This window comes from Enterobacter cloacae complex sp. 370H10 (assembly GCF_050031535.1).
In the GTDB taxonomy this organism is placed as follows: Bacteria; Pseudomonadota; Gammaproteobacteria; order Enterobacterales; family Enterobacteriaceae; genus Enterobacter; species Enterobacter intestinihominis.
Genome location: NZ_JBLGWG010000001.1, coordinates 1,249,313 through 1,271,475, shown reverse-complemented (window position 1 = coordinate 1,271,475; position 22,163 = coordinate 1,249,313). Strand labels below are relative to the sequence as shown.

Annotated in this window: 24 protein-coding genes; 11 read left to right on the top strand and 13 right to left on the bottom strand. The window is 50.6% G+C overall.

Annotation, left to right across the window (positions count from 1 at the left end; all coding sequences use genetic code 11):
* The first annotated feature begins 217 nt into the window (after positions 1 to 217).
* Positions 218 to 583: a hypothetical protein gene (locus tag ACQG2Q_RS06165; RefSeq protein WP_124304280.1), complete on the top strand. Its 366-nt coding sequence runs from the start codon at positions 218 to 220 to the stop codon at positions 581 to 583.
* 324 nt (positions 584 to 907) lie between these two features.
* The gene (locus tag ACQG2Q_RS06160) at positions 908 to 1,252 is read left to right on the top strand and encodes a hypothetical protein (protein ID WP_063201122.1); all 345 of its coding nucleotides are present in this window, start codon (positions 908 to 910) and stop codon (positions 1,250 to 1,252) included.
* 90 nt (positions 1,253 to 1,342) lie between these two features.
* On the opposite strand, the gene ACQG2Q_RS06155 is transcribed toward ACQG2Q_RS06160, so the two are convergent.
* The 7 genes from ACQG2Q_RS06155 to ACQG2Q_RS06125 form a co-directional block, all read right to left on the bottom strand.
* Entirely contained in the window at positions 1,343 to 2,446 is a 1,104-nt protein-coding gene (locus tag ACQG2Q_RS06155) for a fimbrial protein (protein WP_139154178.1), read from the bottom strand.
* A gap of 90 nt (positions 2,447 to 2,536) precedes the next feature.
* Positions 2,537 to 3,073 (bottom strand): LuxR family transcriptional regulator, encoded by a 537-nt coding sequence (locus ACQG2Q_RS06150; RefSeq protein WP_063849539.1) that lies wholly within the window; start codon positions 3,071 to 3,073, stop codon positions 2,537 to 2,539.
* Between the two features lie 26 nt (positions 3,074 to 3,099).
* Positions 3,100 to 5,583 carry a fimbria/pilus outer membrane usher protein gene (locus tag ACQG2Q_RS06145; protein WP_063849538.1) on the bottom strand — a complete coding sequence of 828 codons (2,484 nt, stop codon included), beginning with the start codon at positions 5,581 to 5,583 and terminating at the stop codon, positions 3,100 to 3,102.
* Between the two features lie 19 nt (positions 5,584 to 5,602).
* Complete coding sequence (locus tag ACQG2Q_RS06140; RefSeq protein WP_063849536.1) at positions 5,603 to 6,301, bottom strand: fimbrial biogenesis chaperone; 699 nt, start codon at positions 6,299 to 6,301, stop codon at positions 5,603 to 5,605.
* A gap of 108 nt (positions 6,302 to 6,409) precedes the next feature.
* Positions 6,410 to 6,958, bottom strand: a complete 549-nt coding sequence (locus ACQG2Q_RS06135; protein WP_045623310.1) for a fimbrial protein — start codon at positions 6,956 to 6,958, stop codon at positions 6,410 to 6,412.
* Positions 6,959 to 7,001: 43 nt separating this feature from the next.
* On the bottom strand, positions 7,002 to 7,379 hold the full coding sequence (locus ACQG2Q_RS06130) for a hypothetical protein (protein ID WP_124304276.1): 378 nt from the start codon (positions 7,377 to 7,379) through the stop codon (positions 7,002 to 7,004).
* Between the two features lie 710 nt (positions 7,380 to 8,089).
* Positions 8,090 to 8,446 carry a hypothetical protein gene (locus tag ACQG2Q_RS06125; RefSeq protein WP_063849534.1) on the bottom strand — a complete coding sequence of 119 codons (357 nt, stop codon included), beginning with the start codon at positions 8,444 to 8,446 and terminating at the stop codon, positions 8,090 to 8,092.
* Positions 8,447 to 8,668: 222 nt separating this feature from the next.
* Between ACQG2Q_RS06125 and ACQG2Q_RS06120 the strand changes: the two genes are divergently transcribed.
* The 7 genes from ACQG2Q_RS06120 to ACQG2Q_RS06090 all read left to right on the top strand — a co-directional run bounded on the left by ACQG2Q_RS06120 (position 8,669) and on the right by ACQG2Q_RS06090 (position 14,653).
* A complete protein-coding gene (locus ACQG2Q_RS06120) occupies positions 8,669 to 9,337 on the top strand; it encodes a helix-turn-helix transcriptional regulator (protein WP_058659377.1) in 669 nt (222 codons plus the stop codon).
* Positions 9,327 to 10,130, top strand: a complete 804-nt coding sequence (locus tag ACQG2Q_RS06115) for a PhzF family phenazine biosynthesis protein (protein ID WP_154848962.1) — start codon at positions 9,327 to 9,329, stop codon at positions 10,128 to 10,130. Before ACQG2Q_RS06120 ends, ACQG2Q_RS06115 begins: the two co-directional genes overlap by 11 nt.
* Positions 10,131 to 10,243: 113 nt before the next feature.
* Positions 10,244 to 10,582, top strand: a complete 339-nt coding sequence (locus tag ACQG2Q_RS06110; RefSeq protein WP_063849530.1) for a DMT family transporter — start codon at positions 10,244 to 10,246, stop codon at positions 10,580 to 10,582.
* A 14-nt stretch (positions 10,583 to 10,596) separates the two neighbouring features.
* Positions 10,597 to 10,920: a DMT family transporter gene (locus tag ACQG2Q_RS06105; RefSeq protein WP_045623300.1), complete on the top strand. Its 324-nt coding sequence runs from the start codon at positions 10,597 to 10,599 to the stop codon at positions 10,918 to 10,920.
* A 13-nt stretch (positions 10,921 to 10,933) separates the two neighbouring features.
* Positions 10,934 to 13,315 (top strand): choline trimethylamine-lyase, encoded by a 2,382-nt coding sequence (cutC, locus tag ACQG2Q_RS06100; RefSeq protein ID WP_063849529.1) that lies wholly within the window; start codon positions 10,934 to 10,936, stop codon positions 13,313 to 13,315.
* Complete coding sequence (locus tag ACQG2Q_RS06095) at positions 13,278 to 14,237, top strand: glycyl-radical enzyme activating protein (protein WP_045623296.1); 960 nt, start codon at positions 13,278 to 13,280, stop codon at positions 14,235 to 14,237. Before cutC ends, ACQG2Q_RS06095 begins: the two co-directional genes overlap by 38 nt.
* Positions 14,238 to 14,434: 197 nt before the next feature.
* Positions 14,435 to 14,653, top strand: a complete 219-nt coding sequence (locus ACQG2Q_RS06090) for a YgdI/YgdR family lipoprotein (RefSeq protein ID WP_063201161.1) — start codon at positions 14,435 to 14,437, stop codon at positions 14,651 to 14,653.
* Positions 14,654 to 14,700: 47 nt separating this feature from the next.
* Here the strand turns inward: ACQG2Q_RS06090 and ACQG2Q_RS06085 are convergent, their stop codons facing one another.
* From ACQG2Q_RS06085 to budA, 5 genes are all read right to left on the bottom strand, one after another.
* Positions 14,701 to 15,396: a GNAT family N-acetyltransferase gene (locus tag ACQG2Q_RS06085; RefSeq protein WP_063849601.1), complete on the bottom strand. Its 696-nt coding sequence runs from the start codon at positions 15,394 to 15,396 to the stop codon at positions 14,701 to 14,703.
* Positions 15,397 to 15,503: 107 nt separating this feature from the next.
* Positions 15,504 to 15,977 (bottom strand): cold-shock protein, encoded by a 474-nt coding sequence (locus tag ACQG2Q_RS06080; protein ID WP_022647360.1) that lies wholly within the window; start codon positions 15,975 to 15,977, stop codon positions 15,504 to 15,506.
* A 130-nt stretch (positions 15,978 to 16,107) separates the two neighbouring features.
* Positions 16,108 to 16,878, bottom strand: a complete 771-nt coding sequence (locus ACQG2Q_RS06075; protein ID WP_022647359.1) for a (S)-acetoin forming diacetyl reductase — start codon at positions 16,876 to 16,878, stop codon at positions 16,108 to 16,110.
* 20 nt (positions 16,879 to 16,898) lie between these two features.
* Positions 16,899 to 18,620 carry an acetolactate synthase AlsS gene (gene alsS / locus ACQG2Q_RS06070; protein ID WP_152811382.1) on the bottom strand — a complete coding sequence of 574 codons (1,722 nt, stop codon included), beginning with the start codon at positions 18,618 to 18,620 and terminating at the stop codon, positions 16,899 to 16,901.
* Positions 18,592 to 19,371, bottom strand: coding sequence for an acetolactate decarboxylase (gene budA / locus ACQG2Q_RS06065; protein WP_096216977.1), 780 nt, complete (start codon positions 19,369 to 19,371; stop codon positions 18,592 to 18,594). Before budA ends, alsS begins: the two co-directional genes overlap by 29 nt.
* A gap of 105 nt (positions 19,372 to 19,476) precedes the next feature.
* Between budA and ACQG2Q_RS06060 the strand changes: the two genes are divergently transcribed.
* Positions 19,477 to 20,373 (top strand): LysR family transcriptional regulator, encoded by an 897-nt coding sequence (locus ACQG2Q_RS06060; protein ID WP_063849525.1) that lies wholly within the window; start codon positions 19,477 to 19,479, stop codon positions 20,371 to 20,373.
* 226 nt (positions 20,374 to 20,599) lie between these two features.
* On the opposite strand, the gene cspE is transcribed toward ACQG2Q_RS06060, so the two are convergent.
* Positions 20,600 to 20,812, bottom strand: a complete 213-nt coding sequence (gene cspE, locus ACQG2Q_RS06055; RefSeq protein WP_022647355.1) for a transcription antiterminator/RNA stability regulator CspE — start codon at positions 20,810 to 20,812, stop codon at positions 20,600 to 20,602.
* Between the two features lie 703 nt (positions 20,813 to 21,515).
* Between cspE and ACQG2Q_RS06050 the strand changes: the two genes are divergently transcribed.
* Complete coding sequence (locus ACQG2Q_RS06050; RefSeq protein WP_063201170.1) at positions 21,516 to 21,971, top strand: hypothetical protein; 456 nt, start codon at positions 21,516 to 21,518, stop codon at positions 21,969 to 21,971.
* Positions 21,972 to 22,163: the final 192 nt, after the last annotated feature.

Below are 22,163 nucleotides of genomic sequence, written 5' to 3'. Positions count from 1 at the left end.
TGCGAAGAATGTAAAATTTACTTCCGACCTGTCTCAATCGTAAATATTAGTATTATTAACCATTTTAAAGTAAAGCATTGTGTAAGTATTTGACATAACATCTTTTAGATGCTTACCCGTGCTTATTCTATATATAGGCAATATCTATTATGTACTTATCACAGAGAACGATAGACTGTTTTAAGGGAGTATATTCTTTGTAAAAAAAGGTAGATGAGTGGAAACAACAAAATTATGGATTTCATTAGGCACTATTGTCAGCCCTATTACTGGAACGTTTTTCACCAAGATAATTACGCAATATAACCATAAATACCTGCTCTGGTATAATGGAGAATATCTTATCAAACCCGGTGATAACATTAAGGTTAACAAAAACGGAATTGTTATATCAGAAAAATTACGGAAGATTAATATAATACAAATTGACAAGTATAGCCCGACGCTCTGGCGAGTCATGCACAACATGTCCAGCTGCCCTGGCGATAAAGAACCTGAAAATTCATTTTGTACATCCTCCGTCCGCTGTATTTTCAAAACCTGCCCTTACGGTAAGAAACGGAGAAACGCATGTAAACGCTGAGAATGAGATTCCAAGAGCCTCTATAATCGGAGGCCTTTACTGCCCCGGCAGAATACCGCTCTGTCATTCGATGATATTTAGTCAAAAAAACTCAATCATTACCGACAGAATAATCCCCGCCCTCTCCTTGCATCTCTCTCTTCAAACCACATATACCAGCATGGAATAGTAACAATAATAACAAAATGGCTATTTTTATCTGAAAATGCTCGTTATAAAAAAGAAACAAAGCCATCAGATCACAAATTGCCCTCCCTGTTCACCTCCTCTAAAATACGTCAGCAGAAACATTTCATTATTAAAATAGATTAAGAGGCATCGACAATGCGTCTGGCATCATATGCTATTGCGTTACTATTCATCACTTCACTGACGGGCTGTAAACCGGAAAATGGAAAGGCTTTTGTTGGAAATTGGATTGAGGAAACAAATTCAAAGATCCCGGCTAAAATTTCTATAGCAGACATGAAATCAGGGCAACGTCATTTCTATGCGGTAAAAATAACCGATCTCATATGGGATAAAGAAACGGGCGTCCATTACAACACGAAAAAAATCAATGCCATGCTGGATAAGGAAAACTTCCTGTGGGCGAATAATGGGGATAACTTCATCATTTTTGACGATCATCTTATGTACAACGGAGATCGCTACAAACGCGTTCAGTAGTACGGTTGTGTTTAAAACGCTGGAATGCCCCCCATCCGCGACAGCCCACATCGCAAATGAGGGGGCTAAAGGGCAGGAAATATCAGAACACTACAGATAATTTAAAGTGTAAACCACCTTTCCCGTTATGTTACCTGCCACAACAGAATCTTCGGTCTGAATAATACGCGCCGATAATGGAATGACATATGACGTTTCTCCCGTTGTAGGTAACGTTCCGGTTATTGCACTATCACTGATTTTTATAAGGTTAGTTCCTGCGCTGTCAGGTAGACCCTGGCTGAGCTGTATCCCTACCCCTTGTGCAGCATCTGTTGCTGACGTTTCCGTAGCGATGATGCCGTTATCAGCATCAATAACGCCGCTGACGGAGGAAAAAGAAACAGTCCAGGGGTTAGGTTGTAAGGTTCCTACGGCTATGACTGAGGCATTTTCCGACCAGACATTTCCAGTCGTTGTATTTCCAATGGCCCTGGTACAGTTTGTTAAAACAATACTGGCGGTCACCCACGCGCTGGCAGATCCTTTACTCTTAAATCTTGTTTGTGACCAGTTCCCCAATGGGACGGTATAATCGGGTGTCGTGCAGGTTGAAGTACTAACCTGAATGCTGCCGATAAATGAGTAAGTTGCAATTTTTACATAATTCTCTGTTTGCTTTCCAAGACTTATCGAAACCGTCGGCAAACTCGAAGCATCGAGGAGTCCTGGGGTGATATCGCCCGTTTTTATAAATGTTATGTCGAAGGCGTTAACGCTATAAGGGTCACTTATCGTACAATTAATCCCATCAAGCCCGGTACATGTTATCGACTCATTGGGCCACATATTCATACCACCATTCCATATACTAACACCTACTCCAGGAATACCCGTCTCGTATACTTTTGTATATGCCCCTCCAGAATATCCTGAAACAGGCATAGGCGTATAAATTATTTGTCGACTGACTCGAAAATAACCACCACTACTGGCACAGGATACTTTATAATTACTTAACCCTGATCGATAAGTTTGACTGTATATTACGGAACCCACAGGCATATCCTGCCCAACCGATATCATCTGATGATTCAACGGAATTTGAACTGTTTGCTCCTGTTGCAACATGCTTGTATCACTCGTATTTAACACGCATGTGGCAAAGGTTGAGAATGGATACAAAAGCAAAACAGTTAATACAAGCCTGTACATATCACCACCTCTTTGCTTTATACAATAATGCATATCAAAACTGCTCCTACGTCGTTACGCTTATCACTGAAGGCCCGCCCTCTTTTTCATTTAGCCAAAATGATTACGATACGTTTGATAGGTGATCCCCACCTTAAAAAGCTCGGCATCGGATGTAATGCAAAGCTTTTCCATCAGGCGCCTCTTATAGGTACTGATCGTTTTAATCGATAAACCATAATATCTTGACATGCTATGAGGAGATAATCCGAGCATAAACCATGACATCACCCTTAACTCCTGTTTCGAAAGCCTCATGGTTTTCCTTGCCCGAACAAGATTCGTCCTTCTCTCATGATGTCGAATTGTACCCTGAACCAGAAAACTCTGTATTTCACTGGCATTAAATCTGGTCGTAAAATAATCCAACTGTTTATCAAGGCAAAAAGCCCTGACCAGAGGCTCCATGTCAGGCCCGGCCATTATCATATTCTGGCTATCTGCCGTACGCATCCACGCTACAATTTCATCTGAACGGATTTTGCGTAGTCCATATTTTTCCGCTAAAAGCGGATGGGATGAGAGCAATTCCACCATTGCTGAAAATAAAAACTCATTATCAGTAAATACACAGACTAAAACTTTCATTAGCTTCCTGACGTTTTTACGTCGTATTAATTACAAATTGAATCGAAGATGAGCAATTTTTTTCCCGCTGTGGACGGAAGTGAATACTTCATTTTGCAGCGTGACCCTTCGCCTTCAGCCCAGCGTAGTTCCAGTATCCCACTTTGCTGCGCCAGACGGGCATACAGGCGGCCCCCCTGCCCCACATACCCCACGATATTATTGCTGGCATCTGTCGCACGAGCAGAAAAAGGCACACCCTCACCGTTACTCCTGCGTACTTTTATCAGTACCGGTACGCCCTCAGTGGCGCGATATTTCACTTTCACTACGGCGCCAGCGTATGGGATCACTTGCTTGCTGGTGCTGTCGAGATCGAGATCATCCTCTACCGAGGTGGTATCTATCGATACGGCATTTTTCTGATAGGGCATCAGGTTTGGTACCAACGCATAGCCCGATCCATCCACGCGCGTTCCGGCATAGCCGGGAATTTCAGCACCTTCCGCACCCTTCGCCTCAACCAGCGCAAAGGTGTTGCCTGTCCAGGGTGAGAAAGTGACCCCGCCGGAATGCGCGACGGCCGTACCGCTCACCCCCACTGAGCCACTTTTCCATGCTTTCCCCTGGGCATAGTTTGCTGTAAGGGTAGAAACCGGCCCGGTCCAGCTCCCGCCTATTTGCCCGGAATCCCCTGAGTGATACTGATGCGACGCCCCGGCATTCCAGCTGAACTGCTGCCGCTCGCCGGCGCTGCCGGAAAGCGCAACCTGCTCGCTGAAATGTCCTTGCCCGTCTCGCGACACCTGCCCGGTGAGCAGCGGCGTGCTGGCGCTACCCAAAGGCATGTTAAAACTCAACGTCCAGATATTCTGAAATTCTCCCCCCGCCGAGCGGCTTCGGTTGACACCCAGGCTCCAGTTCACCCTGCCCGTTGTCAGGGTATAGCCCGCCTGATACTGCTGGTCATAGCCTTTCCGCCCCCAGTAGTCCTGAAGAATGCCCGTCACATAAAGCTGTCCCCACTTGTCAGGCAGCCCCTGGTTGAGGGTCAGCGTCACCCGGTTACGGGTTCTACCGGTTTGACCGTCTGTTATCTCATCAGGCCGCTGCTGATGTAGCAGGGTGGCATCCATCAGAGAAAGATAATTCCCCGTTGAGTATCGCCAGGTGGCCAGTGAAAACTGCGTCCGGCTTGCGGGAATATATTTGCTGTAGCTCAGCCTGATGCTTTCTCCCCGGAGTGTTTTTTCTCTTAGCCGGGTTTGCGACCATGTGGTATCGAGAGACACTGCTCCGACAGGTGTTCCCACAGCAAGGCCTGCCTGCATAGCCTGATAAAATGACGTGGCTTGAATGCCCCCAGAACCGGTGACGCTATTTGTCAGCCCCCGCTGATACGTCACTTCACTAAATGCCGGGCGCTCGCTGAGATAGTCTCCCCTCAGCCTGCCCGCCGTCGCGCTGTAACGGCTTGTTCCCGGGCGGAGCAGCTGTGCAACCGATGCATAGGGGACGTCAAAAAAATGCTGCGATCCGTCAGCCTCCAGCACCGTAACGTTCAGATCGCCGCCATACCCGCTCGGATAGAGATCGTTGATAACAAATGCCCCGGGCGATACTGTTGTTTCATAAATGACTTTTCCGTTCTGACGGATCGTCACTTTCGCGCTGGTTTGCGCGACCCCGCGGATCTCCGGCGCATAGCCCCGACGCGAAGCGGGCAGCATCCGGTCATCACTGGCTACCGATGCGCCGGTAAATGACACGGAGTCAAATAACTGTCCGGAGGTGTTTGATTCACCCAGAATCAGGTTCCCTTCAATCCTCGCCAGCGGATGCTGGACGTAGCTGTTAAGCACCGTATATTTTTTCTGCTGCGTACCATTCTGCTGCTGCCAGCTTAACGTCCCGTTATGCCGAAAATACCAGGCACCGATATTCAGCCCGCCGTTCAGCGCCGCGTAGAGGTTGTTATATTCCCCACTGCTATTTTCGCTGCGATAGCCATTCACGTTATACCCCAGCAGCAGCGCGGGGATCCCAGCATCCCAGAGCACCGGGCTCACGCTGCCGCGTGCGACATGCTGCAACATGGCCTGGGGGATACTGACGTCAAGGCGCTGTCTGCCTCCGTTAAATTTCAGCTGGCTTTCTGGCAGGACGGCCTGGAGATCGCACCACTGCCCGGCATTACTGGCGCACAGCCTGCTTTTTTTTAACTGCAATCCTGTGACGGTCGCCTGCGATAGCAAAATGCGCTGAGAGCGGGCATCTTTTCCGCTGATGCGAATATCATCGATCATGACAAGCTTATCGTTCAGATAGATATCGGCCCGGTATCTGCCGGCAGGCATCGCATTATTCATATAAGCCGAGAGATCAACGTTTTCAGGATGGGAGATGCGCAAAAAATTACTGTCAAACTGTATGTCATCATCAGCATGAACTCCGAAAGCGTAAAACAGTGCAGAGAAAACCCCATAAGCCACGGTTGAAAGCGCAGGCCATACCGATAATCCCTTTTTCATAGCATTCCAGTCCTGTGAATTAATTATTCAAGCGACCTCTTGCGGAACGTTCAGCTCCATAATCATTGATGTACGTCCAGGTTATGTCGCCATTAGATGACAGAGAAGATCCGCGTTTAACCGTGAAATTTTTTTTACCGTAAGCGGGCACTAAATCCCCCATAGCCTTCCAGCGGCCGGAAACTACCCCGGCAAGGGATACGTTCCATGGGGTATTATTTACCGCTTCAAGCTGTGTGGAGGATATTCGTCTCCAGGTGAGTTGCTGCGCTGCTGACTCCGGTTGCCCTGCGAGTCCTTCCGGCCGATAAAGTAATTTAATGCGCGTACGGAAAGCCATCTGAAGTTTATTTTCCGCCGTTTTATTGACGGCAGGAATTTCCAGCACGTTTACCCAAAAAACAGATTCCTTATCCCGCGGCAGCATGTTCTCCAGAACAGAAATGCGCAACGTTTGCCCCTGTTCAGGATTAATTCTGGCAATGGGTGGCGTAATGACAAAAGGTATATTCAGTATATCGGGTGACGCATGAATATTTCCGTCATCAATCCAGTTTTGAGTCAATACCGGTTGGGGACCGTGATTTTTAATCTCCAGCGATATCTCTTTTTTACCCTGCGGATAAATTACTCGCGTTCCGGAAAGCGAGACAGCGGCCACAGTGAGATGGCTAAAAAAACAGAGTGATATAAACGTACAGAAAATTTTAAATTTCATACTGCTCCATTTTGGAAAAAAACGGCCTGATTCCTCAGGCCGACGACAGACCTCAAGAAGAACACTCTCCCTGTTTAATTATTGTTATATCCGTATCGAGCAAAAAGATTAGAGATAAATAATACTGTACGTCACTGAGCTGGCTACTGCACCGGATGTCGCCGCACCGGTAGCATAATAACGGACTGCATAATTCAGCGTACCAGTACCGGACGAGGCATCGACTTTGGTTCCGGAGGTAGACTGTGAAGCATAGTCACCGGCAACAATAACGGAGCTGTTGTCATCCACATCAAGGAGCTCCAGTTCAACATTTGTCGCCCCGGCAGTATTCGAGTTATTTAAACGTCCGGTGCTGTTAACCTGTCCCCCTGCTTCAAAGTATGCGCGGGTTTTGGTATTTGCTGCATCACAGCCCGTTAAATTAATCGTAAATGTGGTTGCCCCCGCTGTCGCTCCTGCCGCACTTAATGCTGATGTCGGTACGGCGGGTAATGTTACTGTCGCATCGGCATTACCATTATTTACCACCGCCGCACAGGTTTCACTGTTCACCGAACCGGTAAAGGTGATCGTACCTGAACTGGCCGCATGGGCGAGCGTACCAGTGAAAACAAAAGAGCATAACGCCAGAAATACCTTAATATATTCAGACATATGTATATATCTCATCTAAAAAATTTTAACAACTTAAAAATATTTAATATGCATTATCATTAATATCGGATTGCGTAATAAAGAAAACCTTTACTTTTTCCAGAGAATAGGTCTTACCTTTATTCGACTGAATAAATTCGTAAGGAATACCCAGCGTAAACAGACTCAGTTTAAGCTGGCCAATTGCATGCCAAAGTTGTCTGCTGGATGACTTAAGGCCATATTTTTCCCATACCTGATGTAATAATTCATCACGGCTGACCTCTTTTCGAACAGCATGTTCAAGAAGATAAGCAAAGAGATTCATCTTTGTCTTCTGAAAGCGCATCCTTCCCTTTTGAGGCACCTGCGGATTGTCGAACCATCCGACCAGCAATGTTTCCCGATTTATCCAGAGACGGGATCCATTATTAAATTCCACAATATACCCGCTATACGCAGCCTGACAGGCGACAAGTTCCTTATTCTTTTCTATACCTACACCTCCCTGATAATGACTTTAGGACTAATACCATTGGCAATGTGAGGTTATATTGTGTTTAGTAACGATAAATGTGTCAATCAGTGAAAAAGCCAACTTCTTTAACCACACAAAATGCAAAAAAGTAGTTAAAAAGACTATTTACGACCACCAATGCAAATTAAAAAACCACTCCCATCTATAATTCCACAGTTTATAAATGATAATGTTGAATTGTAATAACCATTCAGTTTGTGAGTTTTTTTGTCTAAAAATTTATTCTTTTTAGAGTTTTATGCCAGAAACGCAAATGAGCCTCAGCACTCAGGATCTTTAATATATTTTTGTCTGGGTAAGGGCTTTGTATTTTTCGTAGCTTTCACAACGAAAACAGACGGCTTCAAGCAGAAAATATGCGGAAGAGTTGATAAGCATAGTTAATGATGCAAAACATAATGACGGTGAAGACCAGGCCTCGCTCCGTCCACTTGCCCCATTCAGTGTTTTTTTTACGATCAACGTTCATATAACCCCCTTGACGACAGCCAGTAGGACTACACTATCAACACAAAGCTAGATAATCAACTTTTTGTTGAAATTAGGGGGGTATGATTGCAAGCAGGATCAAGGCGCCCCTGTCCTGCGCCTCGCATGTTTTTCGTTCTGGTTGATCATCTGCTGACACAATGGGCTATGACACGGGCAAGATCTTCATTGGTCTGTTTCGAACCGGAGATAAGCGTAATATCCAGAAAGTTTGCCCCGGTGGTATGATACATATCGATCTGGGCAATCAGCCTGTGCTCTCTGGAGATATCAAAAAAGTTAGGCGTATCGCGTTCCGGGAAGATGTATTCCACTTCGTAGCCTTGAGCGTCAAGCGTGCTTCGCATACAGTGATACCGTCCCTCCAGTCCGGGATGCGCTGAAACGGTAAATGGTTTATAGGTGGTAGCATCGCCAAAAGGGCGTACCAGCTGGCATGCCGTCAGGAGTGTTATAGCCACAATCACAGTCAAAAATTTCATTTTATTCCTTAAAAATTATAATGTTACGTTATTTTTAATCACATTGCATGACATAAAATCTACGCGCCCCCGCCCCTTTTATCAACTTTTTGTTGATAATTAAACATTATCAATATACTTTAACGCTACCAGGACTCTCGCCAGGGCAGAAAAGGCCAGCTAAAGAATGTAAGCGAGGTTTTATACAGGACCTTTGACCATGCCGAACATAAAGGAAAAACGATGAAATCAGATTACGCCAAACAGATTGAACTGATTTCCGGGCCGCTGGAAGCGGCAATGGAAGCACTCGCAGGTACGTTGTCAGCGAACCAGGAGATAGTCCTGCATAACCTCACCACGCCAGAGCAGTCCGTGGTAAAAATCATTAACGGGCACGTCAGCGGCAGAAAAGCGGGCGACAATCTTTTATCCGGTCCTGAAAAAGACAAAGGATTTGCCCTGTTACTTAAAAACAATAAGGACAGCACCCCGGTTACGGTTAAAAATTATAAAACCACTACGGCGTCCGGACGGATCCTGAACAGCGCCTCGACAATTTACTACAGCGAGGAAGGGGTACCGTTGATGGCTTTTTGCATCAATATCGATACCTCTCCTTATGAGCAAATGCGCAAGTGCCTCGACGCAATAACAGGCAGCCCGCTTGCTGATTCAGACCCGCAGGATATGAACCTGGGCGGCATCATTGAGCAGTCAATCCAGGAAATCATCGATAAACATTCGGTTCCGGGCAAAAAGGTACAGAAAGCGCAGCGGCTTAAAATAGTCGCTGAAATGCACGCTAAAGGCATTTTCAAAATGCGGGGCGGCGTCCAGCACGCGGCGCAGGCCCTGGGCGTAACCCGCTATACGGTATATAACGATCTTGAGGTGATGGGTGAAAAATAACAGTCCCCGGCGCATTCCGTTTTACCAGGTTGACGCCTTTTCTGACGGCCCCTTTACGGGTAATCCCGCCGCCGTCTGCCTGCTGGACGCCTGGCCGGAACAAAAAGTGCTCCAGCATATCGCGACGGAAAACAACCTTTCCGAGACCGCATTTGTGGTTCAACAGGATGGCGGCTTCGCGCTTCGCTGGTTCACCCCTGCAGTGGAAGTGGATCTCTGCGGCCATGCGACGCTTGCTGCCGCGAGCGTTCTCTTAAGCCGTGACGACGCCTGCGAATGCGTGCATTTTTTCACCCGCAGCGGCGAACTGACCGTGACCTCGCATGGTGAGCAATATACGCTCGATTTCCCCCAGGTGCTCCCATCCCGAATTGCCGCGCCGGAAGGATTGCTTAAGGCCCTGGGTCTGGAGGAAAACGACGCAGAAGTCTGGCAGGCGTCCGACCTTATTGTCGTCATCGATGATGAAGACAAGCTGGATGCCCTGAAGCCTGATTTCAACGCGCTGGCAAGGTTTAACACACGCGGCGTGGTGGTGACTGCGTCCTCAAGCACTTTTGATTTTCGCTCCCGCTGGTTCGGCCCGCAGGTGGGGGTAAATGAAGATCCGGTGACAGGTTCGGCTCATACCTTTCTGGCACCGCTTTGGAGTGAAAAACTGTCGAAAAAGAGATTACACGCGCAACAGGGCGGGAGCCGTAAAGGCGAACTGATTTGCTTTGTTAAAGATAACGGACGTATCGAACTTTCGGGCAAAGCGTGCCTGATGATTGAAGGAGTCTTTATTCTGTAAGCACAAGGATGTGTTGCGTAAACGTGAGCGGAATTGTTCAGTCGGGTTACGACTCTGCATTATTATACTAATAAACACGCTTTATATTTTATTAAATATTGTGAGATTTATTAATGACGTTAACGAAAAGCTTTGCTGCACTCATGGTTGCAGTATCCATTGAAGTTATCGCCACAACCTTGTTATCGCTATCAAACAGTTTTCAGCGCCCCGTTGTGGGACTGTCAGCGATAATAAGCTATGGCATAAGTTATTATTTTTTATCGATTGCATTACGCCGAATTCATCTCGGCGTGGCCTATGCTATCTGGTCAGCGGTCGGCTTATTCAGCATTACCGTTATACAATCCAGCTTTTTTGACTATATTGTATCGCAGAGGGCATGGCTGGGTTTGGGGATGGTTATCGCTGGAACAATCACACTCAACCTGGCGATCAAGCAATACAAATAACACCGTAATAAAACATGTATATCATACTGAACTGCCTTTGTTGGCTGATTATTTCTGTCACCATGGAAGTCACTGGCACGCTATTACTCCCTGAGACCAGACATTTTAAAAATATTCCATTAACAATTCATTGCCTGATTTGCTACGTTATTTCTTTTTATTCTTTATCAATGCTTATGGGGTATATTTTGCCAGTCATTGCTTACTCCATCTGGGCGGGGCTGGGGATTGTACTGATTACCGTGATGAGCAGCTTATTTTATCGATTAAAAAGCAGCATTCTGGAAAAGATCGGGATTGGCTGCATCGTGACCGGGCTGGCGATCATCGCCTTTTAACAGGAGAAACGGCATGACAACAGAGATACTTTCCTTGCGCTTGGTGCAGCTTCGTGAAGCCTATCTTCAGGCAAAACCTTTCGTCTCGGCACATCGGGCCATGAGCGTAACCCAGGTCTATAAAGACAATCCGGGAATGAACAACAGTCTGCTCAGGGCCCTGGCCTTTCGGCGTGCCTGTGAGACTGCGCCTCTGCATGTGGCACAAAATGAACTGATCGTCAGCCATCCGGCTGGCGGCGCACGCGGGGGAGAAGTTTCGCCTGAAATCAGTTGGCGCTGGCTGGCCGAAGAGCTGGAAACCCTTCCCACGCGAGCGCAGGATCCTTATCAGATTGATGAGAAAACAAAGCGTCTGCTTCGCGAAGAAGTATTCCCATACTGGCAGGGCCGTTCCCTCGATGAAATGGCGCAAACGCAGTTAAAGACTCACGGGCTATGGCAGTGGTGTCATGATGATGGCATCTGCGATGTCACGATCAAAACACAAAACGGTGGCGGCGATTCCTGTCCGGGTTATGACAATATTTTACTGACTAAAGGAATAAAGGGGATCCGTGAAGAAGCGGCAGCACTGCTGCTCGCGCTTGATCCTGCTACCCCCGAGGGCTGTGATGCCTTCAATTTTTATACCGCCATGCTGCATACCTGTGACGGGGTGGTGACTTATGCCCGACGTTATGCTCACTATCTGAATGCGCTTGCGGAAAAAGAAGGCGATCCGCTGCGTCGCGATGAGCTGCTGCAACTGTCCGGGATATGCAGCCGGGTGCCTGAACAGCCACCACAGCATTTCCATGATGCGTTGCAGGCGATATGGTTCGTGCATTCTCTCTTTATGCTGGAAGAAAATCAGACCGGCATATCACTCGGCCGCGTCGACCAATATCTTTGGCCACTGCTGGAACGCGATCTGCACGACGGCACGCTCAATCTTCAACAGGCTGAGGAACTCCTCTGCTGCTGGCTCATAAAAATGGCCGAAACCCTGTGGATTTGTAGCGAATCTACAGCCATGTATTTTGCTGGCTACCAGCCGTTTATCAACCTCGTGGTTGGCGGCCAGAAACGTGAAGGTGGCGATGCGACCAACCCGCTGACGCTGATGATAATGGATTGTTCAGCCCGTTTAAAAATCTACCAGCCGGGTTTAGCAGTACGTATACATAATCAGTCCCCCCAGCCGTTTATGCGCAAAGTGGTCGAAGTGGTACGCAGTGGCATGGGTTTTCCAGCCTGTCATTTCGACGATGCGCATATCCGGATGATGCTTCATAAAGGGTTTAGCTATGAAGATGCCCGGGACTACTGTCTGATGGGCTGCGTCGAGCCCCAAAAATCAGGGAAAATGTACCAGTGGACGTCGGTAGGCTATACCACCTTTACTGCGGCTATCGAGCTGGCTTTGCATAATGGTCGAACCCAAAATGGCAAGCAGTGCGGCCCCGCCACTGGCGATGTATCTCAGTTCAGTTGCTATGAAGACGTTGAATCCGCGGTTCGGACTCAGCTCTCAGCTATCGTCAGAAAAGCCGCAGAGGCGACGCTGATCGTACAAAAGCTACATGCGGAACATGCCCGAAAACCCCTGATGTCATGCCTGATTGAGGGATGTATTGCCACAGCTAAAGATGTCACGCAGGGAGGCGCGCGCCTCAACGCGGGGCCAGGTCTCATCTGGACCGGGCTTGCTGATTGTGTAAATTCGCTGATGGCCATCAGGACGCTGGTTTTCGACACCGCTCGCTTCACGCTGCGGCAGCTCGTGGAGGCTCTCGAACATAATTTTGTCGGCTATCGGGAAATACTTACTGCCTGCCAGCGAGCACCGAAATATGGCAATGATATTCGTGAGGTGGATGATATCGCCCGCGAGCTGGTGCGTTTTCTTGAGCAGGAGCACCGCCAGTACCGGATGCTGTATGCGCCGTTTGCGTTCGGCACACTCTCTATTTCAAACAACACCCCGTTTGGGCTTATCACTGGTGCGCTGCCTTCTGGCCGACTGGCGGGTAAGCCGCTGGCTGATGGCATCAGCCCGGCTCAGCAAACGGATTACCTCGGACCTACTGCAATAATCAACTCCGTTAGTCGGATCAACGTCGAAGAGATGGATATTGGCATGGTGCATAACATCAAGCTCATGTTCGGCATGCTTGAAACACCTGAAGGTCAGAACAGCCTGATCCACCTGCTGCGTACAGCGAGCATTCTGGGTAATGCTCAACTCCAGTTCAGCTACGTGGACGATGAGACGCTGAGAAAAGCACAAAAACACCCCGCTGAATATCGCAACCTGATGATCCGGGTGGCGGGCTACAGTGCTTTCTTCGTTGAATTAAGCAAAGAGGTGCAGGATGAGATTATCAGCAGAACGACGCAGCGGCATTTCTGAACAGGCGTATGGCTGGATCTCAAACATTCAGCGGTTTTCGTTACATGACGGGCCGGGTATCCGCAGCATCATCTTTTTTAAAGGCTGCCAGATGCGTTGTGCCTGGTGCGCAAATCCGGAAGGACAAACTGCCGAACAGGATGTTTTTTTCCATGCCGACCGCTGTCTGCATTGTGGCAACTGCGCCGACCTGTGCCCGACGGGGCTCCACAGCATGAATCAAAATGTGCATGTTCTTGAACGTGACCGCAGATGCGTTGGCTGTCAATTATGTGAAGAGCGTTGTCCTGCCGCCGCGCTCAATATTGTCGGAGAACATGTTAGCGCACAAAACGCATTTGAAAGGGTCATGGCTGATGAAATCTGGTTTCGCCAGTCCGGAGGCGGTGTGACGCTCAGTGGCGGCGAGGTGGCAATGCAGCCTGAATTTGCTCGCGTTTTAATTGAACAGCTCAAAGCGGAGGATATTCACACCGCCATTGAAACCGCTGGCTACGCTTCCTGGCACGCTATTCATCAGGCAACGGCGGGCTGCGATCTGATTCTGTACGATTTAAAGAGCGCGGAAGATGCGCTGCATACCCGTTTTACTGGTGTCAGTAATAAAACGATTCTGCGGAATCTTGCACGGCTATTACAGGGAGGGCAACAGATTATTATCCGTATCCCCGTGATCCCGCATTTTAACGATGCACCGGATCAGGCTGATAAATTACTGGCGCTCATTTCTGCACTCACACAAGGAAAAAAGAATTTTCAGGGTGTGGAATTACTCCCCTATCACCTTTTTGGTACAGGAAAATATAAATTACTCAACATGGAGTACGACTGGAACAGAGGTTCAGCAAATGTCGATAACTTCTTATGTATGGCACATCACTATCGTCTGCCATTAAAAGTGTCGGGTACGCTCGCAGGTTAATTGAGAGATAATTTTGTCAACAAAACCAGATGAAGAATCTAATTCAATCGTTACGCCACTCGAACGTCGCGTTGTGATTATGACGCTATTGTTCATGTTTTTAATATATGCAGTGTTATTGATATCTCCCTTTCAATGAAGGACTTTTCAGTAACGTCATTTGGCCCAAGGTGGTCTTTTAAGGTATAGGCATTAAGATGAAAAAATTGGTTGCAATAATGAGTCTGGCACTGATGACCCTCACGGTTGCAGGGTGCTCCAGCGACTATGTATTACAAAAGAAAAATGGGGAAATGATTATTACCCATGGAAAACCGGAAGTGGATGATGATAACGGTCTTATAACTTATGAGGATGTTGCTGGTAATGAACATGCTATCAACCGCAATCAAATTATTCAGATGATCGAGAAATAACGTTCGTGGGCAGAGTTGCCATAATGCACTCTGCCCGCAACGCCTATCTAGCGAAATTCCTCTAACCGCTTAATCTGCCGCCCTTCCGCGTCAAAATTCTCCGCCGCCAGCCAGGCGCGCAGCTCCGTGTCCCTTTGCGGCCACTCGCCGTCAATAATCGAAAGCATATCGCTGTCGCGGTTGCGTCCTTTGCGCACCAGCTTCTGGCGCAGACGTCCCTCCCAGACGAACCCCAGCCGCTCCGCCGCGCGGCGTGAGGCGGTGTTCATCGAATCGCATTTCCACTCCAGCCGACGATATTTATGCTCAAAGGCATTTTTCAGCAGTAGCCACACCGCTTCGGTGCCAATGCGGGTGCCTTTCATCTTGCGCGACCAGGTGACGTGGCCAATTTCCACCGATCCCAAAAAGCGTTCAATCGCCATATAGCTCACCAGCCCTACCGCCTTTTCGGTGCGCAGATCGATAACGGCAAAGGGCACCAGGTCGTCATCCAGCACCTTTCCGAGCACCCAGTGCGCAGTAGCCTCAACGCTCACAGGCTGGGTGCTGGCAAGCCACGTCCAGTCGCTGTCATCGCCCAGTGCGTAAGCTTCAAACAGATCCGCCGCGTGGCGTTCTGCGTCCAACGGTTCCAGACGACAATACTGGCCGGTTAGCGGCGTGCGAGTTAGCGCTCGAGCACATTTCCAGTCGGGGACGATATCGTTAACGGTTTGACCATGTTGATTGATTTCGGGCACGGCGGTGACTCCCTGCAAGGTAAGGAGTTTGTTATAGCAGGTTAAAAAGCGGTCGAAAAGGAAGAACGTGCAGGCCGGGTAACGCGTAGCCGCCACCCGGCATAAAATTACTTCAGCAGCTTAACCGTCGCGTCGATGTCGATTTCATCTTCGGTGAAGATCATCGTCGTGTTCTGGAAGGTGGTGATCGCCAGCTTCTTCACCGTGCGCATCTCGCCCGGCTTTTTCTCACTTTTCGGCTTGATGCTGTTCATCAGTAGCCCCACCGACAGCACCGCGTTCTCTTTGTCGATTTTGGTCTCAACGGGCTCTTCTTCGCTGAACACCACGAAGGATTTGATCGAGGTGAGCTTCACGCGCTCGCCCGCGATATAAAGATGCTTGCTCTCCGGGATCACCTTCACCGCATACGCGGAAAGGCCTTTGGTGTTGGTGGTGGGTTCGAAGGTCACCGCCGCATCTTTCTTAATCAGATCAGGGTTGGCGACCTTAATCACGTGAAAATAGCGGTTGTCGCCGTTTTCATCTTTGATAAATCCGAAGCCTTTATCTTTAAACCACGTTGTGATTGTACCGTTCATCGCTGTTACCGCCTGTCAGATCTTAAGACTAAAGTTTTGCAGCGCGCAGTGTAATGCACAATGGCTGAGGAGACAAAAAAAAGCCCCTGCACGGGAGCAGGGGAAAGTTCATGTCAGAGCTTATTAGAATTTAGTTGAACACCATCCCACCATCAATCAGCAGCGACTGACCAGTCATGTAGTCGGAGTCTGGTCCGGCGAGGTAAGAGACACAGGCGGCCACATCTTCCGGTTCGGACAAACGGCCAAGCGTGATGCGTTTGGCAAAGGTTTCCGTTCCGTAGCCGAGCGGTTTACCCGCCGCCTCGGAGACCTGACGGTCGATTTCCGCCCACATCGGCGTTTTGACGATGCCCGGGCAATAGGCGTTAACGGTGATCCCCAGCGGCGCGAGATCCCGCGCGGCGGTCTGGGTTAAGCCACGCACCGCGAACTTGCTGGAGCTGTACACCGCCAGTTCCGGGTTGCCGGTATGGCCCGCCTGGGAGCAGGCGTTGATGATTTTACCGCCGTGCCCCTCTTTGCGGAACGCGTCAATCGCGGCCTGAATGCCCCAGATCACTCCTTTCACGTTGATGTTGTAAACCTTGTCGACAATTTCCGGCGTGATGGATTCGATAGGGGTAGACGGCGCCACCCCGGCGTTATTGACAATGACGTTGAAGCCGCCCAGCGCAGTGCGGGCTTTTTCCACCGCCGCAAACACCTGGTCGCGGTCAGAGACGTCCACCTTCACGGCGACGGCTTTCCCGCCGTTGCGGGTGATCTCATCCGCAACCGCTTTCGCCGTCTCTTCGTTGTAATCCGCGATAGCGACGGCAAAGCCGTCCTTCACCAGGCGAAGCGCGATCGCTTTGCCAATCCCCTGGCCGGAGCCGGTTACGAGAGCCACTTTTTGCATTTCTCTGTCCTTATATTGATTCACAAAATCTGGCTGAGATGGAGCTGGCCCATCAGCAGCGGGTTATCGCTGTAGTCGACGGGAATGGCCACCACGGCCGGGCCATCGACATCCATTGCGGCACGCAGCGTCGGTTCGAGCGCGTCGGCGCTCTCGACGGCAAAGCCTTTCGCACCGAAGGCGTCGGCATAGGCTTTGAAATCGACCGGGCCAAACTCGACGCCGGAGAGACGCTGGTATTTTTTCTCTTCCTGGATCGCCACCATGTTGTAGGCGTTATCCACCCAGATGATGTGCAGCACGTTGGCATTGAGGCGCACGGCGGTTTCCAGCTCCATGCTCGACTGCAAAAATCCGCCGTCCCCGGAGACCGACACCACCTTGCGCCCCGGGTTGACCAGCCACGCGCCAATCGCCCACGGCAGCGCCACGCCCATGGTCTGCTGACCGTTGGAGATCATCACCTGACGCGCGCGGAAGCTGTAGAGGTAGCGGGCGATCCAGATGTGGAAGCTGCCCATATCGACGGTGAGCGTTACGTCGTTATTCACGATGTCCTGCATGGCGCGCACGATGCGCAGCGGATGCAGGGCAAACTGGTTTAGCGATGCGCCGCGACGGTCGAGGAGGTCACGCTGATGCTGGCGATCGACAAGAATTTCCGAGGCGCGCTGGCTGAGTTCAAGTTTGTGCTCGATTCGGCTGGCAAGCAGATTCAGCGTGGCGGCAATATCCCCGACCAGTTCCAGATCGGGAACATACTTGCGCTCCTCATAGGCGGGCAGCACGTCAATGTGCACCAGCGTCGCGTCGCCGCTGTTCCACATGGACGGCTCGTATTCCACCGGGCTGTAGCCGATGCAGATAATCAGATCCGCCAGATGCAGCAACCGATCTCCGGCCTGGTTGTTGAACAGGCCGACGCGCCCGGCGAAGCGGGTGAAGTGTTCCTGATTCACCGCCCCGGCGGCCTGATAAGTGCTGGTGACCGGAATGCGGCTTTTCTCCAGCAGCGTGCGCAGCGCGGCGCTGTTGGCGGGCTGGCTGGCCATCAGGCCGAGTAAAATGACCGGGTTTTTGGCGTTCTCGATAAGCTTCGCCACGTCGTTAATGGCGGACTCCGGTGCCGGGCCCATCAGCGCCGGGCCGCTGGCGGGTAAAATCGCCCCCGTGGTGGGCTGGTCGACAATATCCTGCGGCAGGCTGACAAACGCCCCGCCCGGCCTGCCCTGCTCGGCAGCGCGAAACGCGTTCGATACCACCTCAGCAATCGCGTCAGGCGAATTGACTTCGACGGCGTATTTGGTCACCGGGCTGAACATGGCGACAGTGTCCATGCTCTGGTGCACCAGCTTGGCTTTATCCGCCCGCTTCACCGCCCCGCCCAGCGCGACGACCGGGTCGCCTTCGCTGTTGGCGGTGGCGATGCCGGTGATCAGATTGGAGCAGCCCGGCCCGGAGGTGACCAGCGCGACTCCGGCCTTGCCGGTTAACCGCCCTACCGCTGCCGCCATAAACGCCGCGTTCGCCTCGTGACGCACCGGGATGATCTCGATGGAGGAGTCCAGCAGGGAGTCAAAGACCTTGTCGATTTTTGCGCCCGGGATCCCGAACACCTGCTTCACACCCTGCGCTTCCAGCTGGCCGACAACCATATCGGCGCCGTGCGCCCACTGACGTGACTGTTTCTCACTGTTCACGGTAGTTCTCCTGTTAGTTTTCGACGGCGCGGATAGCCGCATCAAGGTTGCTGGGGTGCAGGTTGGCCTGTAAAAACGCGCTGTCGGCGGGCAGGTCAATCATCAGCTTGTGGATTTCGCCAAAGGTGAGCACGCCGCTCTCCAGCTGATAGTCGAGCAGATGTCCCCCGCCCTGACGGTCGTCGGTGATAAAGTGCTCGTGATAGCCCGCCACGTTGATGCCCTGCATATGCTGCGGGGTGCGGAACCCGACCAGCACGCCCTCGCGCTGGTTAAAGCGGAACACCGGCTGGTCGTCCAGCACGTCGGTCATCGCCCGGTACGGCGGCGTCTGGCGCGGAACGGTGCGGGTATGCGCATGGCGGAAGTTGCCATCGATGCGCAGCGCGCAGAACAGGTTATCGGAGGGGATCTGCTGGTCGATCACGTCGTGGATCTGCTGACGGCTGACCGGACCGTTAAAGGTTTTGCGGTACTGCGGCTGGAACCAGGTCATCACCGCGAACGGCGTTTTTTGCTCCGGCTTCGCGGCGCGGGCGCTGCCGTCGGCGCGCAGCTGGTACACCTGGCTGCTGAAGGAAATCATTTCACCGTCCAGCTCGTTAAAGGTGCCGAGACCAAAATCACCGTGTGCCAGCAGGTCGGCGATCGTCGTCTCCCCTTCGTAGACGCCGCTTAGCAGGGCGCTCATTAGCGATGTCTGATAGATCACGCTGTCAGGATGCTGAGCCGAAAACCCACGCAGGGTCTCGCATAAACTCGCCTCACAGTCGCATGCAGATGAATGCATCATCATGCCCGTCCTCTTCAACTTTATTTATAAAGGTTAAATAAATGTTGACCCGATTCAGCAGAGAGTTCCAATATAGAATCCATGCTGGTTTGAGACGTTTTTGATATGGAACTTCGTTATCTGCGGTATTTTGTCGCGGTTGCACGCGAGCAACACTTCACCAGGGCGGCCAAAGCGCTGGGTATTTCACAGCCTCCACTTAGCCAGCAGATTAAACGGCTTGAGGAGGAAGTGGGCACACCGCTGTTCAGGCGCCTGACGCGGGGCGTGGAGCTGACCGAGGCGGGAGAAGCCTTCTATGAGGACGCCTGTAAGATCCTGGCGCTGAGCGACGCCGCGCTGGAGAAAGCCCGGGGCATCGCGCGCGGCCTGAACGGCAGCCTGTCGATTGGCATCACCAGCTCCGACGCCTTTCATCCCAAAATTTTCGCGCTGATTCGTCAGTTTCAGGTGCAGAACATGGCGGTGCAGGTTCACCAGGTGGAAGCCAATATGTCTTCGCTGACGACAATGCTGGCGGAGGGTGAACTGGATATCGCCTTTGTGCGCCTGCCGTGCGAAAGCAGCAAGGTGTTCGAGTTGAAAATCCTCGACCGGGAGCCGATGGTGGTGGCGTTGCATCGCGATCATCCTCTGGCTGCGTGCGATTCGCTGGCGTTAGAGCAGCTTCGGGATACACCGGTGGTGCTGTTCCCCCAGGAGGTCGCGCCGGGGCTGTATGACCGCGTTTACGGCAGCTGCGAGCGGGCCGGAGTCGATATGCAACACACGCTGCAATCTTCACAACTTTCCTCTTCTCTGAGCATGGTCTCCGCTGGCGGCGGGTTCGCGCTGGTGCCGAAATCCATGGCCGCTATTTCTCCGCCGAATGTCACCTACCATGCGCTGCGCTCACCAGAGCTTTATACCGATATCGCACTCTGCTGGCGGCGATTTGAGCGTTCGCGGACGGTGAAGCGGTTTCTGGCGATGATGAGCGAGGGGGAACGGGAGCAGGGATGAACCTTTTCAGAAACTGCGGACTGTATTGATGGTCAATTTATTGCGAAGCAGTTTTTGAGGCTGAATTTGAAGGGAGTATGGGCAGGCTGCCATATAAAACTCAGTACCATTACCCTTTAAAAATAAAAAACCCGCACAGGTGCGGGTTAATTTTTATCAGTACAGCTTAACTGCTCGGACTATTGTCTTCATCGCTATCGTACGCCGCACTGATATTTAGCGCGGGTTACAGTGGAGAAACGTTTCCAGCTGCTGGACCTTTTGCGCCATTCTCAATGGTAAAGGAAACTTTCTGACCTTCATCAAGCGTTTTGAAGTTGTCGCTCTGAATTGCAGAGAAATGTACGAATACATCTTTGCTGCCGTCGTCAGGGGTGATAAAGCCAAAACCTTTATCTGCGTTGAACCATTTTACTAAACCAGTCATTTTATTAGACATAGATAAATCCTTAATTTATGAGCCACTTAAGCGCGGCGATGATGGCCTGTATTTCGAGAGTTACTTATTTGGCACTTAGGAGGAGGCTCACGAAGAAGGAGTATCTACTGATAACACCTGAACTGAGGACTGCTTTACTAAAACTGCTTTCATAAGGTCTGTATTCCAAACCGATGACGCTATTAAGACACAGCGAAATTTATTGCGCAATGATTATTATTATTTATTTTAACCATTTAAACGCCCGGATGGCTGGTCGCGGTGCCAGACATCGTTCTGGCTTGAGGTCTACCATGTACTACAAAATGTCTACGCTTTCACTGTGCCGGGAGTTTGGGGTGTTTTGTTCACAGGCGGGAAAATCCTCCCGCGCGACGCAGACATCATTAGAAGGGATGCTCAAAATGAAAAGGTCTGCGTAAGACGTAACCACAGTGCAAACTGTGCCCGGCGGCGCTGCGCTTGCGCGGGCCTACGGGTCGTATCGCGGTGGTTTTGGAGGCCGGGTCGGGCGTAGCCGCCACGCGGCAATGCCCTTCTGGAAGCCGCCTCGCAAACCTGCAAGCAACCTTATGTAATTCAGGGGCATCCCTTTTCATCCCTTCTTCACGGTCGTAAAGTGACTGCGTTGCGGCACATCCGTAACCGGGCGTAGGAACCCGTTAGCATAACATGACACTTTTCTGCACAACGAGGATGCTAAATGGCTACTACACCTAACTTTTCTTATGCGCTCTCTGAAGAAAGCGCTGTTCATCAGCTCATCAACGCTTCAATTTCCGATTTTGCGGATCTTTTCGAGCTGGCTGATACCTGCGCCGCGTATGTCAGCGTGCTGGTGGAAACTGACGACACAGTGACGTTTACCACGCTCTGCAAGCGATTGCTGGCCGCGCTGAAGCGGCTGCGTGAGTGCTGTGACTCAGAGCTTCCGTCGTATCTGGTTGAGCAATTGATTGCAGGTGAAAAGATTACTTCCTGCGTGCCGGACTGCTGGCAGGAAACGGTGTTGCAGGTGGATTATGCCGTGGCATTAACGCTGGCGGTGATGGGCGGGACACTGCCTGCGAGCGTGGCGAAAGAACTCACCGGGCTACTGCATGATATGGTCTGGTTGCTGGCAGAGTTTGTGAAGGAGCCGTATATAACGACGCACTGAGGCGGGTGATGGGAGGCCGGAGTTCTGCTGGGTAAGAAGCGGATCCCCGGCCATACGCAAAATTTAATGTTGTTTTTGAATGTCTGGTAAGAGCGAAGAGCGGACAAAGTAGCAGAGGGAAAGCATCAATGTTAATGTCCGGAAAGTTCATGTTAAAACTCTGTATGACATTTTTCATCGACGATTAAAAAG

What these genes read in the sequence shown, in the direction of transcription:
- ACQG2Q_RS06160 (WP_063201122.1), top strand. Translation starts at nt 908, where the DNA reads ATGCGTCTGGCATCATATGCTATTGCGTTACTATTCATCACTTCACTG.
- ACQG2Q_RS06155 (WP_139154178.1), bottom strand. Translation starts at nt 2,446, where the DNA reads ATGTACAGGCTTGTATTAACTGTTTTGCTTTTGTATCCATTCTCAACC.
- ACQG2Q_RS06150 (WP_063849539.1), bottom strand. Translation starts at nt 3,073, where the DNA reads ATGAAAGTTTTAGTCTGTGTATTTACTGATAATGAGTTTTTATTTTCA.
- ACQG2Q_RS06145 (WP_063849538.1), bottom strand. Translation starts at nt 5,583, where the DNA reads ATGAAAAAGGGATTATCGGTATGGCCTGCGCTTTCAACCGTGGCTTAT.
- ACQG2Q_RS06140 (WP_063849536.1), bottom strand. Translation starts at nt 6,301, where the DNA reads ATGAAATTTAAAATTTTCTGTACGTTTATATCACTCTGTTTTTTTAGC.
- ACQG2Q_RS06135 (WP_045623310.1), bottom strand. Translation starts at nt 6,958, where the DNA reads ATGTCTGAATATATTAAGGTATTTCTGGCGTTATGCTCTTTTGTTTTC.
- ACQG2Q_RS06125 (WP_063849534.1), bottom strand. Translation starts at nt 8,446, where the DNA reads ATGAAATTTTTGACTGTGATTGTGGCTATAACACTCCTGACGGCATGC.
- ACQG2Q_RS06120 (WP_058659377.1), top strand. Translation starts at nt 8,669, where the DNA reads ATGAAATCAGATTACGCCAAACAGATTGAACTGATTTCCGGGCCGCTG.
- ACQG2Q_RS06110 (WP_063849530.1), top strand. Translation starts at nt 10,244, where the DNA reads ATGACGTTAACGAAAAGCTTTGCTGCACTCATGGTTGCAGTATCCATT.
- ACQG2Q_RS06105 (WP_045623300.1), top strand. Translation starts at nt 10,597, where the DNA reads ATGTATATCATACTGAACTGCCTTTGTTGGCTGATTATTTCTGTCACC.
- cutC (WP_063849529.1), top strand. Translation starts at nt 10,934, where the DNA reads ATGACAACAGAGATACTTTCCTTGCGCTTGGTGCAGCTTCGTGAAGCC.
- ACQG2Q_RS06095 (WP_045623296.1), top strand. Translation starts at nt 13,278, where the DNA reads ATGAGATTATCAGCAGAACGACGCAGCGGCATTTCTGAACAGGCGTAT.
- ACQG2Q_RS06090 (WP_063201161.1), top strand. Translation starts at nt 14,435, where the DNA reads ATGAAAAAATTGGTTGCAATAATGAGTCTGGCACTGATGACCCTCACG.
- ACQG2Q_RS06080 (WP_022647360.1), bottom strand. Translation starts at nt 15,977, where the DNA reads ATGAACGGTACAATCACAACGTGGTTTAAAGATAAAGGCTTCGGATTT.
- ACQG2Q_RS06075 (WP_022647359.1), bottom strand. Translation starts at nt 16,878, where the DNA reads ATGCAAAAAGTGGCTCTCGTAACCGGCTCCGGCCAGGGGATTGGCAAA.
- alsS (WP_152811382.1), bottom strand. Translation starts at nt 18,620, where the DNA reads ATGCGGCTATCCGCGCCGTCGAAAACTAACAGGAGAACTACCGTGAAC.
- budA (WP_096216977.1), bottom strand. Translation starts at nt 19,371, where the DNA reads ATGATGCATTCATCTGCATGCGACTGTGAGGCGAGTTTATGCGAGACC.
- ACQG2Q_RS06060 (WP_063849525.1), top strand. Translation starts at nt 19,477, where the DNA reads ATGGAACTTCGTTATCTGCGGTATTTTGTCGCGGTTGCACGCGAGCAA.
- cspE (WP_022647355.1), bottom strand. Translation starts at nt 20,812, where the DNA reads ATGTCTAATAAAATGACTGGTTTAGTAAAATGGTTCAACGCAGATAAA.
- ACQG2Q_RS06050 (WP_063201170.1), top strand. Translation starts at nt 21,516, where the DNA reads ATGGCTACTACACCTAACTTTTCTTATGCGCTCTCTGAAGAAAGCGCT.